Origin of the sequence: Acinetobacter sp. YH12116 (assembly GCF_013418895.1) — a bacterium.
In the GTDB taxonomy this organism is placed as follows: Bacteria; Pseudomonadota; Gammaproteobacteria; order Pseudomonadales; family Moraxellaceae; genus Acinetobacter; species Acinetobacter indicus.
Window position 1 is genome coordinate 67,240 of the sequence record NZ_VPBE01000006.1, and the last position, 13,059, is coordinate 80,298.

General features: G+C 49.0%; 11 protein-coding genes. 3 read left to right on the plus strand and 8 right to left on the minus strand.

The genetic code is table 11. The features are described from left to right. The first annotated feature begins 14 nt into the window (after nt 1–14). On the plus strand, nt 15–1,430 hold the full coding sequence (locus FTU54_RS05855; RefSeq protein ID WP_104484343.1) for a DASS family sodium-coupled anion symporter: 1,416 nt from the start codon (nt 15–17) through the stop codon (nt 1,428–1,430). A 113-nt stretch (nt 1,431–1,543) separates the two neighbouring features. Then, nucleotides 1,544–2,251: a phospholipase D family protein gene (locus tag FTU54_RS05860; protein WP_005180864.1), complete on the plus strand. Its 708-nt coding sequence runs from the start codon at nt 1,544–1,546 to the stop codon at nt 2,249–2,251. 152 nt (nt 2,252–2,403) lie between these two features. Here the strand turns inward: FTU54_RS05860 and urtE are convergent, their stop codons facing one another. The 7 genes from urtE to FTU54_RS05895 all read right to left on the minus strand — a co-directional run bounded on the left by urtE (nt 2,404) and on the right by FTU54_RS05895 (nt 10,881). Then, nucleotides 2,404–3,102: an urea ABC transporter ATP-binding subunit UrtE gene (urtE, locus tag FTU54_RS05865; RefSeq protein WP_045796539.1), complete on the minus strand. Its 699-nt coding sequence runs from the start codon at nt 3,100–3,102 to the stop codon at nt 2,404–2,406. Between the two features lie 10 nt (nt 3,103–3,112). After that, the gene (gene urtD, locus FTU54_RS05870) at nt 3,113–3,931 is read right to left on the minus strand and encodes an urea ABC transporter ATP-binding protein UrtD (protein ID WP_104488240.1); all 819 of its coding nucleotides are present in this window, start codon (nt 3,929–3,931) and stop codon (nt 3,113–3,115) included. Next, nucleotides 3,928–5,001 (minus strand): urea ABC transporter permease subunit UrtC, encoded by a 1,074-nt coding sequence (gene urtC / locus FTU54_RS05875; protein ID WP_168398340.1) that lies wholly within the window; start codon nt 4,999–5,001, stop codon nt 3,928–3,930. Before urtC ends, urtD begins: the two co-directional genes overlap by 4 nt. Before the next feature lie 4 nt (nt 5,002–5,005). Continuing rightward, on the minus strand, nt 5,006–6,634 hold the full coding sequence (gene urtB, locus FTU54_RS05880; protein ID WP_180074554.1) for an urea ABC transporter permease subunit UrtB: 1,629 nt from the start codon (nt 6,632–6,634) through the stop codon (nt 5,006–5,008). 93 nt (nt 6,635–6,727) lie between these two features. Next, nucleotides 6,728–8,011, minus strand: coding sequence for an urea ABC transporter substrate-binding protein (gene urtA / locus FTU54_RS05885; protein WP_104509795.1), 1,284 nt, complete (start codon nt 8,009–8,011; stop codon nt 6,728–6,730). 390 nt (nt 8,012–8,401) lie between these two features. Beyond that, nucleotides 8,402–10,282 (minus strand): DNA topoisomerase IV subunit B, encoded by a 1,881-nt coding sequence (gene parE, locus FTU54_RS05890; RefSeq protein ID WP_168400040.1) that lies wholly within the window; start codon nt 10,280–10,282, stop codon nt 8,402–8,404. 14 nt (nt 10,283–10,296) lie between these two features. Continuing rightward, nucleotides 10,297–10,881, minus strand: coding sequence for a YqiA/YcfP family alpha/beta fold hydrolase (locus tag FTU54_RS05895; RefSeq protein WP_075168205.1), 585 nt, complete (start codon nt 10,879–10,881; stop codon nt 10,297–10,299). A gap of 244 nt (nt 10,882–11,125) precedes the next feature. Between FTU54_RS05895 and FTU54_RS05900 the strand changes: the two genes are divergently transcribed. Beyond that, the gene (locus FTU54_RS05900) at nt 11,126–12,457 is read left to right on the plus strand and encodes a hypothetical protein (protein WP_075168204.1); all 1,332 of its coding nucleotides are present in this window, start codon (nt 11,126–11,128) and stop codon (nt 12,455–12,457) included. A 69-nt stretch (nt 12,458–12,526) separates the two neighbouring features. Here the strand turns inward: FTU54_RS05900 and FTU54_RS05905 are convergent, their stop codons facing one another. Then, nucleotides 12,527–13,057 (minus strand): disulfide bond formation protein B, encoded by a 531-nt coding sequence (locus tag FTU54_RS05905; RefSeq protein WP_168384474.1) that lies wholly within the window; start codon nt 13,055–13,057, stop codon nt 12,527–12,529. Nucleotides 13,058–13,059: the final 2 nt, after the last annotated feature.

Sequence of the window (13,059 nt, forward strand, 5' to 3'; positions counted from 1 at the left end):
TAAAAGGATCGTATATGAATACAGATACGTTAAAACCACCGGTCGAGGCCGCGCCGAAAGGCATTGTCAAAGGCTGGATTATTATTGTCATTGCCGCCCTGCTTTCTTGGGGCTTTTACCATATTTTGCCCTATGATGATTATGCCAATAAAGGCCTGAGCCTGCTGCTGTTTATCGGGATTTTATGGCTGACTGAAGCGGTGCATATCACCATTACCGCGCTGCTGGTGCCGGTGCTGGCCGTAGCGCTTGGCATGCCGATTGAAAATGCCAGCAAAGAACTGGTACCGATGACCACCACGCAGGCGCTGCGGACTTTTGCTGACCCGGTCATTTTCCTGTTCTTTGGTGGTTTTGCCTTGGCCACTGCCCTACATATCCAGAAACTGGACCGTAAAATTGCGATGTGGATTATTTCCATGTCTGGCGGGCATTTGGGGATTTCAGTGCTGGCCATTTTTGCCGTCACAGCTGCACTGTCGATGTGGATTTCCAATACCGCCACCGCAGCGATGATGCTCCCGCTGGCTTTGGGTCTGCTGTCGCACCTGGATTCAACCAAAGAGCGCTCTACCTTCGTCTTTATTCTGCTCGGGATTGCCTATTCGGCCAGTATTGGCGGCCTGGGAACGCTGGTCGGTTCACCACCGAATGCGATTGCTGCCAAAGCACTGGACTATGACTTCGCTGACTGGATGAAAATCGGTTTGCCGATGATGCTGATTTTACTGCCGGCCATGCTAGTCAGTTTATATCTGGTGTTGCGTCCGAAACTGAACCAGAAAATTCATTTTGAAACAGAAGTAATTCCATGGAACCGAACCCGTATCGCGACCATGATTCTGTTTATCTGTACCGCGATTGCCTGGATTTTTGGCAAAAAACTCAGCGAGAACTTTGGTATTTCATCTCCGGATACCTGGACTGCACTGGTCGCCGCCTGTCTGGTGGTGATTTTAGGTACAGCTACCTGGAAACAGGTTTCTGAAAACACCGACTGGGGGGTGTTACTGCTGTTCGGTGGTGGTTTAACCTTAAGTGCGATGTTAAAAGATTCAGGTGCATCGCTGGTACTGGGTCAAACCGTTGCAGATGTATTTGGTACGGCATCACCGCTGGTGATTATTTTTGTGGTGACCATTTTCATTATTTTCCTGACTGAATTTACCAGTAACACCGCTTCTGCTGCACTGTTGGTACCGGTCTTTGCCGCCATTGCCGACCAGATGGGTATGCCAAAAGAAATTCTGGTGATTATTATTGGTATTGGTGCATCGTGTGCCTTTATGTTGCCTGTAGCAACACCGCCAAATGCAATTGTGTTTGGGTCCGGTCATATCAGACAGCGTGAAATGATGAGTGTGGGGATGGTGTTAAACATCCTGTGTACCTTCATTATTGCGCTGTTCGTGTACTGGTTCTTTAGCTAAACGCTCAGCATCCATCTAAAAGAGCACTGATTTCAGTGCTCTTTTTTTGTTTAAATTTTACCTATACTTAGACTATGATCTAAGCCATCAATAGGAATGACACGGGGATTTTTATGGCCAAGTTTTTAAACACCAGTGCAACCAACTTTTTTCTAGAAGAACTGATTAAGAATGCCAAAGAGCGTTTAATTCTGATTAGCCCCTATTTACGACTTAATGACCGGATTAAAGAATTACTCGAAGATAAAGATCGGCTCAAAATTGACATCCGTATTGTGTATGGCAAAAGCGATCTGCATCCAGAGGAAATCAAATGGTTGCAAAAACTGGATTATGTCCGCTTAAGCTTCTGCAAGAACCTGCATGCAAAATGCTATCTGAATGAATCGGAATGTATTATTTCCAGCCTGAATTTATATGAATTCAGCCAGATTAATAACAATGAAATGGGAATTCTGGTTCGCAAATACGAAGATGATGAAGTATTTAAAGATGCCTATGAAGAAGCGCAGCGCATTATTCGGATTAGTGATGAAGTCCGCATTAGCCTCGATGAAGTGAAAGCAGATGCTGTGGTGGCCGAAGCAGAGCGTGGCGAAGAAAGCTCGACACTGACCAAACTCACCACTTCCAAACTGGCTGCAAAACATAAGCTGAAAACCGCAGATATACTGGAGAAATTAACCACAAAAGGCTTCCTGACCTTAAACGAAAATGGCAAACACTTTTTAACTGAACAGGGTAAAAGTAGTGGGGGTGAGTTCAGATCCAGTCAGTATGGTGGGTATTTTTTATGGAATGAAAATACGGAAATTGAATGACAATTTCCCTCTCCTTTTCGGAGACAGGGAGAGGTGAAATTAAAGCCTCCAAACCTCCCTTCTTGCGCTGCAAGATCAAGCCGTGCTGATCCCTTGCTCAGGGAGGCTTTGACTTGTTAAATCCCACCAAACCTCCCTTTGAGAGAGGGAAATTAAATCGCTACTAACTCCCGAATCCCTTTCTCCGGCATTTCCCTGCCGGCACCTTGTGCAATCACCTGGCCACGCGCCATCACGGTATAGCCATCGGCCAGCTCTTCGGCAAAATCATAGAACTGCTCGACCAGCACAATTGCCATTTCTCCGCCATCAGCCAGTTTACGAATCACCCGGCCAATATCTTTAATAATCGACGGCTGAATACCCTCGGTTGGCTCATCCAGAATTAATACCTTCGGTTCAGAAGCCAGCGCGCGGGCAATTGCCAATTGCTGCTGCTGACCACCGGATAAATCTCCGCCACGGCGCTGCTTCATTTCATCCAGAACCGGAAAAATCTCGTACAGATGTTCCGGTACTTTTCGGGTTTTTGCGCCTTTAAATTTCGCCATCCCAATCAGGATATTTTCCTCAACTGTTAAGGTCGAAAAAATATCGCGGCCTTGTGGCACATAGGCCAAACCTTCACGCACGCGCTGCTCCGGACTAAGCCTGGAAATATCTTTGCCATCCAGCAGAATCTGCCCGGACTTAATCGGCAAAATGCCCATCAAACATTTCAGTAACGTGGTTTTGCCCACGCCGTTACGCCCCAGCACCACTGAACATGCGCCGACCGGAGCCTGAAACGATACATCACGCAGGATATGACTGCCCCCATAAAACTGATTGACGTCTTTGACTTCTAGCATCGCGGTCTCCTTAACGTCCTAAATATTTTTCAATCACATCGTCATTGGCCTGAACTTCAGCCAATGTCCCCTCTGCCAGAATGGCACCCTGTGCCAGCACCGTGACTTTTTCACTGATGGTGTCAATAAAGCTCATATCATGCTCAACCACAATCAAGGTATGATTTTTCTTCAGTTCCAGACACAGCTCCGCGGTGCGTTCAGTTTCGGCATCGGTCATACCGGCCACCGGTTCATCCAGCAAAATCAGCTTGGGGCGCTGCATCAAGAGCATGCCAATTTCCAGCCACTGCTTTTGGCCATGCGACAGCAATCCGGCCGGTTTATGCACCAATTCCTGTAAGCGGATTTGTGCTAGCGATTCTTCCAGTGCCTGTTGGGCATCGGGATCGAGCTTGCTAAACAGGCTTTTTTTCACCCGTTTATCTTTCGGGGCGGCAAGCAGCAGGTTTTCTATGACAGTAAAATTTTCAAATACTGTGGGTTTCTGGAACTTGCGTCCAATTCCGGCCTCGGCAATCTGTTCGGTGCTCATCTTGGCTAAATCATAGGTCTGGCCAAAAAAGGCACTGCCTTCCGTTGGACGAGTTTTACCGGTAATCACATCCATTAACGTGGTTTTACCGGCACCATTGGGTCCAATGATGCAACGTAATTCCCCTTCTTCGATATACAAAGACAAGTCATTTAAGGCACGAAAGGCATCAAACCACACGCTGACTTTTTCCAAATACAGTGCAATACCGTGGCTAAAATCTGCGCCCTGTTCCTTGGGACGGCCATAACCTTCAGCAGCATGGCCGCCATGAGCTTGCAACAGTTCACTCATTCGCTCCGCTCCTTTTTAAAACGGTCAAACAGACCAATAATCCCTTTCGGCAGGAAGATGGTTACCACAATAAATAGCGCCCCTAAAATCAGTAACCACGCCTCTGGGGAAGCAGCGGTGAAATAGGTTTTGGCCGCGTTAATCACACCCGCGCCGAGTAAAGGCCCAATTAAGGTGCCGCGACCACCCGCCGCGACCCAGACCGCCATTTCAATTGAGTTGACCGGGTTCATTTCACTCGGGTTGATGATGCCGGCCTGTGGCACATACAGCGCCCCGGCAATACCCGCGATCACCGCAGACAGTACCCAGGCCGACAGCTTGTACCACAGCGTGCGATAGCCCAGATATTGCAGACGGTTTTCACTGTCACGAATTGCACCCAGCACACGGCCATAAGGCTGATTCATCAGATGACGCAACCCGATAAAGCACAGCAGAAGCACCAGCGCGGTGATAAAACACAGGCTGGCCCGCATCGGTGCCGAGGTAATATCCATGCCCAAAATAGTTTTAAAGCCGGTAAAACCATTGTTGCCGCCGAAACCGGTTTCATTACGGAAAAACAGTAGTGCGGCAGCAAAGGTCATGGCCTGGGTGATAATCGAGAAATACACGCCCTTGATTTTGGAGCGAAAAGCAAAGAAGCCAAACACAAAGGCAATGATGCCCGGCACTAAAACAACAAGTGCAAGCGCCCACAGGAAATGTTCCGTACCAACCCAGAACCACGGCAACTCGGTCCAGCTTAAGAAACGCATAAAGTCTGGCAGCCCATCACCCGCGGATTGGCGCATCAGGTACATGCCAAACGCATAACCGCCCAGAGCAAAGTACAGGCCATGACCCAAACTTAAAATACCGGCATAGCCCCAGACCAGATCCAAGGCCAAAGCCACCAGTGCCAGACACATGATTTTGCCAATCAGGGTGACCCAATAAGCCGACAGATGCAGTGCCGAATCACTCGGCAACAGATGCAGCCACGGCAACAGCAGTAAAATCGCAAAACAGGCGGCAATGGCTGCCCCGCTATAGGGTTTATCGGAAAGTAAATGTGTGATCTTCATGCGCTTACTCCACAAAACGGCCTTTGATGGCAAACAGACCTTGTGGGCGTTTTTGAATAAACAAAATCACAAGAACCAGAAGAATAATTTTGGCCAGTACAGCGCCCATGCCAATTTCCAGCGCAGTCCCGCTAATACCCAGACCCAGTGCTGCCAGTACCGCACCCCAGACCTGACCAACCCCGCCAACTACCACCACCAGGAAGGCATCAATAATGTAGTTCTGCCCCAAATCCGGGCCGACATTTCCGACCTGCGCCAAGGCACAACCGGCTAGTCCAGCCAGACCAGAACCCAGACCAAAAGCCATCATGTCGATGCGGCTGGAACGAATTCCGACGGCACGTGCCATCTGACGGTTTTGGGTTACAGTCCGCACAAACAGACCAAAACGGGTTTTATTGAGTAAATACACCAGCAACAACAGCACGGCGATGGTAAAGACAATAATTGCGATACGGTTATACGGCAGCATCAGGCTCGGGCTAATGGAAATGCCGCCAGACAGCCAGGCAATATTGGACACCTCCACGTTTTGTGCGCCAAAGATCATCCGCACCAATTGCATTAAAATCAGACTCACCCCAAAGGTGGCCAGCAGGGTTTCCAGCTGACGGCCATAGAGCGGACGAATTACCGTGCGTTCAATCAGCATGCCAATTAAAGCGCTGACCAGAAAGGCTGCCGGAATCGCCACGATCAGGTACCAGTCCAGATAACTGCCAAAATGGCTTTTAAACAGGCTTTGCACCACATAGGTGGTATAAGCGCCAATCATGATCAGCTCGCCATGCGCCATATTGATGACTCCGAGCAGACCATAGGTGATGGCCAGTCCTAACGCCGCCAGCAGCAAAATACTGGCGGTACTGAGCCCGGAAAATAGATGGCCGGCCCATTCACTGGCCTGTAAGCGGGTCTGAATGGCGCTTTTGGCCTCCAGCAACACGGCTTTCAGTTCCAAATTCAGATTCGGCTGTTGCAGCTCCTGCTCCACCATGGCCAGTACATCGGGACGGTTGGAATCGGCCAGTACCTGGGCGGCCTGAATTTTCACCAGCACATCTGGCTGCTGATAATCCAGCCGTGCTTTGAGCTGGGCCAGACGCGCCTTCACCTTATTATTCCGTTCCTGTAAATACAGGCGATTGATCTGCGCCAGCTGTAATTCAGACAGATTGCTTTCATAAATATCGACAGCTTCAAGGCGCTCAGCCGCATCTTCTGACTGCATTTTTGAATGCGCCAGCGCAAAGGTCAGCGCTTTCTGCAAGGTATTCACCAGCGTGACCTGCGCCAGATCACTTGGCCAGTCGCTAACCGGCTCCAGTGCCGGATAATGCAGTAAACGCTCATCCGATTCCAGAATATAGGTTTGACCATTGGCGCCGCTATAGAGCTGCTGCTGTTCAACATATTGTGCAAGCTGATCCAGCTGTTCGAGGCTGCCGGGCCACTGGTTCAGTAAGGCACGGCGGCTGGCGAAATCACCTTGCACAAATTGCTGGATGGCATCGGCCTGTGTCACAGCAACGGCTGTCTGTGTTTGCGGCTGTTCGGCCTGAGCCAGCTGTATCGATAAAACTTGGGCAAAAATCAGAAAAATAGCGGCGATATTCACGCGAATATTCATTTTATATCCCCCTATTGTGTGTCCTCTTTTTTATAAGAAGGCAGAGAAATCAAAAAAAAACCTGCTGCCGAAGCAGCAGGCGTGATGTCAAACTTACTTCGGAAGATAAGGACTCCAAGGTTCTGCCTGCAGGGTTTGCGGGGTTTTATAGACAATATCAAACTGGCCATCGGCACGGATTTGCCCGATCATGACCGGCTTATGCAAGTGATGGTTTGACGTATCCATTTTTAAGGTATAACCAGAGGGTGCTTTAAATTCCTGACCAGCCATGGCTGCACGGACTTGATCCACCTCGGTAGTGCCGGCTTTTTCTACCGCCTGCTTCCACATATTGATGCCGACATAGGTCGCTTCCATCGGGTCATTGGTCACCAGCTTGTTGGCATTTGGCAGTTTATAATCGACTGCGTACTGCTTCATTTTGTTGGTGAACTCGGTATTGACCGGATTTTTTACCGACATAAAGTAGTTCCACGATGCCAAGTGGCCGACCAGTGGCTTGGTATCAATACCGCGTAATTCTTCTTCACCCACCGAGAACGCCATCACCGGAATATCAGAAGCTTTGATGCCCTGATTGCCCAGTTCACGGTAGAACGGCACATTGGAATCGCCATTGATGGTGGAAATGACCGCAGTCTTTTTCCCGGCCGAGAATTTTTTAATATTGCTGACAATGGTCTGATAGTTACTGTGCCCAAACGGGGTGTACTCTTCCATAATGTCCGCATCAGCAATGCCTTTTGATTTCAGGAAAGCACGCAGAATCTGGTTGGTGGTCCGTGGATAGACATAATCCGTTCCCAGCAGCACAAAACGTTCGGCCTGACCGCCCTCTTCACTCATCAGATATTCCACTGCCGGAATCGCCTGCTGGTTAGGTGCTGCGCCGGTATAGAAAATATTTTTCGACTGTTCCTGACCCTCATATTGCACCGGATAGAACAGCAGACCATTCAGCTCTTCCACCACCGGCAGTACCGATTTACGTGATACTGAAGTCCACGCACCAAAAATGACCGCGACCTTATCCTGAGTAATCAGCTGGCGCGCCTGCTCTGCAAACAGTGGCCAGTCAGAGGCCGGATCAACCACCACCGGTTCCAGCTTTTTGCCCAGCACCCCGCCATTGGCATTAATTTCATTGATTGCCATTAGCGCGGTATCTTTTAGCGAGGTTTCTGAAATGGCCATGGTGCCGGACAAGGAATGCAGGATGCCGACTTTAATGGTTTCACCGGTGCTGGCCGCTGGCTGGGCTGTGCTGGCACTGTCGCTACTTTCGGTCGATTTTGAGCAGCCGCTGAGCACCACAACCCCGGCCATGCTGGCCACTAACATACTTTTTGAAAACAGATTGCGCTGGAACTTCATGAATTTCTCCACACTTATGCAGCACCTGAACACGGTGCCTGTTGTTCTATGACTGCAGCGGATAATTCAATTTCTATGCCAAACGCAAAAATGACAGGCAGATCTAGACGGGACAAGTAAGATTTAAATCATAAAAATTAGTTACTTATATTAATATAAAAAATGAAGCATAGCCCTTCAGCTACGCTGCACTGATCAGCACCACATACACCCAAGCAGAGTGCGCTCTAGAGTTTTTATAGATATTGAAGGCTAAGGAGGCGCAAAAGTGAACAAAAAAAGTGCAACCCTATACAGCCGTATTGCCTCATTTTGGAGAAAAAATCAGCGATATAAAAAAACCTGCACCAAGACGGGCAGGTTTTCTAAAATGATGAAAGTTTTAAGGTTTTAAACCACCAGATCAGCCAGATTGCCTTTTTGCTCTAGCCACTGCTTCCGGTCTGCGGAGCGTTTTTTGGCCAGCAGTTTATCCAGCAAACCGGCAGTGACATGAATATCATCCAGATCCAGTTGCACCAGACGGCGTGTATCCGGGTCCATGGTGGTTTCACGCAGCTGGCTGGCGTTCATTTCACCCAAGCCTTTAAAGCGGGTGATTTGCGGATTTTTGCTTTTGCATTTATTTAAAATGCCGTTGAGCTCATCTTCATCCAGTGCGTAATGTACATCTTTATTGTCATCAATCCGGAATAATGGCGGCATGGCCACAAATAAATGCCCTTCTTCTACCAAAGCCGGGAAATGTTTGACAAAAAGCGCACAGAGCAAGGTGGCAATATGCAGACCATCGGAGTCGGCATCGGCCAGAATACAGATTTTGCCATAACGCAGTTCAGACAAGTCATCTGAACCCGGATCAACCCCAATCGCAATGGCAATATCATGCACTTCCTGAGAGCCCAGCACCTCATCAGAAGACACTTCCCAGGTATTTAAAATTTTACCGCGAATCGGCATGATGGCCTGGAAATTCTTGTCACGTGCCTGCTTGGCCGAACCGCCCGCAGAATCCCCTTCGACAATAAACAGTTCCGATTCTTCACGGGTCAGACCGACACAGTCGGCCAGCTTGCCTGGCAGAGCCGGACCCGACACAATCTTTTTACGCTCGACTTTTTTGGCTGCTTTTAAACGGCGACCGGCCTTGGAGATGGCCATTTCTGCCAGTTGCAGCGCTATATCTGAATTCTGATGCAGCCATAAGGCAAAGGCATCTTTGGCAATATTCTGCACAATTCCGGACGCTTCACGGCTCGACAGACGCTCTTTGGTCTGACCGGAGAATTGTGGCTCCTGGAATTTTAGCGACAGGATATAGTTCACTCCATCCCAGACATCTTCGGCCGAGAGTTTCAAGTTACGCGGCAACAGGTTACGCAGCTCACAGAACTCGCGCATGGCATCGGTGATACCGGAACGCAAACCATTGACATGGGTACCGCCCTGCGCGGTCGGAATCAGGTTGACGTAAGATTCCTGAATGCTTTCACCGCCTTCAACATTCCAGCAAATCGCAAGCTCTGCGCTGGCGCGTTCTGCATTGCCTGAAGAGACAAAGGCCGGCGCCGGAATAATCTCGCGGTCTTCCAGTTCATCCATTAAATAATCGACCAGGCCATTTTCAAACTGCCAGGTGATTTTTTCATCATTAATCTGGTCGATATAATTGATTTGCAGGCCAGCCGCCAAAACCGCTTTGGCTTTTAAATTATGTTTTAAGGCTTTTAAGGCAAATTTTGGCGAATCGAAATATTTGGCTTCCGGCCAGAAACGCACCAGCGTGCCTGACGCACGTTTTGGCGCTTTACCTTCCAGCACTTCTAGTGGTCCAGTGGCTTCGCCCTGCTCAAAAGCCATTTTGTAGAGATTGCCCTGACGCTGTACATCCACTTCTACCCGGGTCGACAAGGCATTCACCACAGAAATCCCGACCCCGTGCAAACCACCGGAAAACTGATAGTTATCGGTACTGAACTTGCCGCCGGCATGCAGCTTGGTCAAAATAATTTCAATCCCGCTCTGGCCATATTCCGGGTGAATATCCACCGGCATCCCACGGCCATTGTCTTCTACTGCCAGCGAGCCATCTTTATACACGGTCACGCTAACTTTGGTGGCATGTCCGGCCAGTGCCTCATCGACAGCATTATCAATCACTTCCTGCGCCAAATGGTTCGGACGCGAGGTGTCGGTATACATACCCGGACGGCGACGGACCGGATCGAGACCAGATAAAACTTCAAGAGATTGAGCCGTATATTGAGACACGTTGTACTGTTTCCTTATTTTAGGGAATCCGATAAAAACTGCAGCAGCATAGGTATTTTTAGCGCAAAGTTGTCCATCCCATGATTGCCGCGGGTTTCGGTCATGATCAGAGAGCTATGCTGGGCCTGGCTATAATAACGCTGTGCGTCACGATAATCCAAAACTTCATCGCCTTGCTGCAATAACACTAAAATTTTGTCTGCCTTTTCAACAAAAGGCACTGCCATCTGTTCCAGTTGCTGTAAATGTAGCCGCTCCAGCGTCCAGTGTTCATGCACTTTCAGCGGAATTTGTGCATCGCCAAACAGTTCCTGAAACAACTGCCATGGTCGCATAGCCGGATTAATCAGCACAGCCGGAACCGCATAGCGTGCGACCAGTTGTGTCGCATAGAAGCCGCCCAGACTGCTGCCGACCAGCGCTACTTGGTCCAGCTGCTCAATCAGTGCAGATAAGCGCTGCATCACCTCGCGTGGCGGCGCATTCAGATCGGGCAGATGTACCTGAATGTCACTCCGCTGTGCCAGCGCTTGCCGCAACAGCTGGCCTTTGGCAGAAAAGGGATTGCTCCTGAAACCATGCAAATAAATTAAATTCATTGTGCTAATCGGATGTTATCCATGTTCATTGTTGTATTTACTTTTTTGAGACTTTGATCACATTCATGTTTTAATTTGTATGTCACAAATAATTGTTAGACAAAAAAATTAAAACTGGGGCGTCATCCTGGCTATTGTAAAAGTTGTTCGGGATGAATGATATAAAATTAAGCTTAGAAATTTATACCGTGAAGCCAACGAAAAAGAAAGTAGCCGCGACACTATTGTTAGGGGGCAGTAGCACATGCCAAGTTTAACGCCATTGCATGAAACTTATTGTAAATGGGACACCACACCGCCCAGCCAGGCCGATTTACTGGAAGGTCTGGCGCAGCTGTTAAGTATGCCGGTGCATCAGGTGGTCAAAGAGCTGGTGCAGACCATTCAGCGTGAGGTCTTGCTGAGCCTGTTTGGCATGAGTGAACAGCACTCCCGAAAATTCCAGAATATGTCGCCCATTCGCAAGCTGTACAGCCTGTCCTTTGATACCTTGCAAAACTATAGCAACTACCTGCTGGCGCCCAGTCTGCGTCAGGTAATTGATCGTTTTCCGCGCCTGCATGACAAGCCGCTGACACCGTATATGCATGTGCTGGTCGGTATTTTAAATGGGGTGCTGGGTGATTATTTGCTGAATCAGCAAAATCCGCTGGCATTGCCAATGACCATTTATGACCACTACGGCAGTGTGCAAAAAGGCGAGCTGACCGGACAGGTGATTCTGTTTGTGCATGGCCTGTGTATGAACCATCTGGACTGGTCACATCAGCAATATGGTGGTATTGGCGAAAAACTGCTGGCACAGCGCCAGCGCAACACCATGCTGTATTTAAATTACAATACCGGACGGCGTATTTCCGCCAATGGTCATAGTCTGGCCAATACCCTGGAAGATCTGATTCAGCGCAATCCGAATATCACCAGCATCAGCCTGATTGGACATAGCATGGGCGGACTGGTGTCGCGCAGTGCCCTGTTTTATGGCAAACAGGATTTGCATGAGTGGATTCATATGGTCGATAACCTGGTCTGTCTGGGTTCGCCACACCATGGTGCAGCGCTGGAGCGTTTCGGCTTTCACTTGCAGGATAAACTGGGGCGTTTCCCGTTTATGAAAATTGTCGGGCATGTGGTGAATATCCGCAGTAACGGTATTCTGGATTTACGCTATGGCAGCGTGCGGGATGATGACTGGGAACACAATGAAGCGCGAATTGGTGAAATTGATGATAACCGCAAACCGGCGCCCTTCCCGTCCCATATCAATGCCTTTCTGGTGGCCGGCACCATTGAATATGAAAACAAGCGCAACCGCACCCGCAAAGTAATTGGCGATTATCTGGTCAGTGTCAAAAGTGCGCTGGGTGAACATCCGAACCCGCGTTTTCAGCTCAAACTGCCGGAATCGCATAAGGCGGTATTTTATGGTCTGAATCATATGGAAATTCAGTACCATTCCAGCGTCGCCGAGCAGATTGTGAAATGGTTTTATCCTGAAAATGATGACCGGGTCAATGAACAGGTACGTGAATATATTGTCAATTTAGAAAGTATTGAAGGCATTGCCCTGACTTAAAAATTGATGCGCTACAATTAAAACAGGAGGGTCATCGCCCTCCTGTTTGTTATTGATCTGGAGACAATATTATTTCTTTTTTACCGGCTTGGTTTTGGCCGCAGTATAGGGATAGGTACGGATTAACTGCCAGATACTAATAATCGTTAGCACAATAAAGAACACTAAAGACCAGACCGGCAAGGATTGGCCCAGAAAAGTCCAGTCAATCACTGCACATTCGCCAGACCCAGACAACACCTGTTGCAGTACGGCTTTCATTGGCAAGGCATCGACCAGATAATCCAGTCCCGGACCACAGCTTGGTACCTGATCTGGCGGCAGGTTTTGCAGCCAGACATGCCGCGCGGCAACACCGACCGACCATAAAATGCTTAAGCTGCCCAAAAAGGCATACAGCCGTTTAAACGCCCCCGAAAGCGGGTTGTGGAGCAGCGCGATCAGGGAAATGATTCCCAAGCCAATCAGGCCGACACGCTGGAAAACACATAATGGACACGGCGCCAGACCTTGCACATGCTCAAGATACAGGGCGAAGGCCATCCCCACCACACTGGCACAAAACAAAACACCACTCACGAAGCGATAACTCCATTGCATGG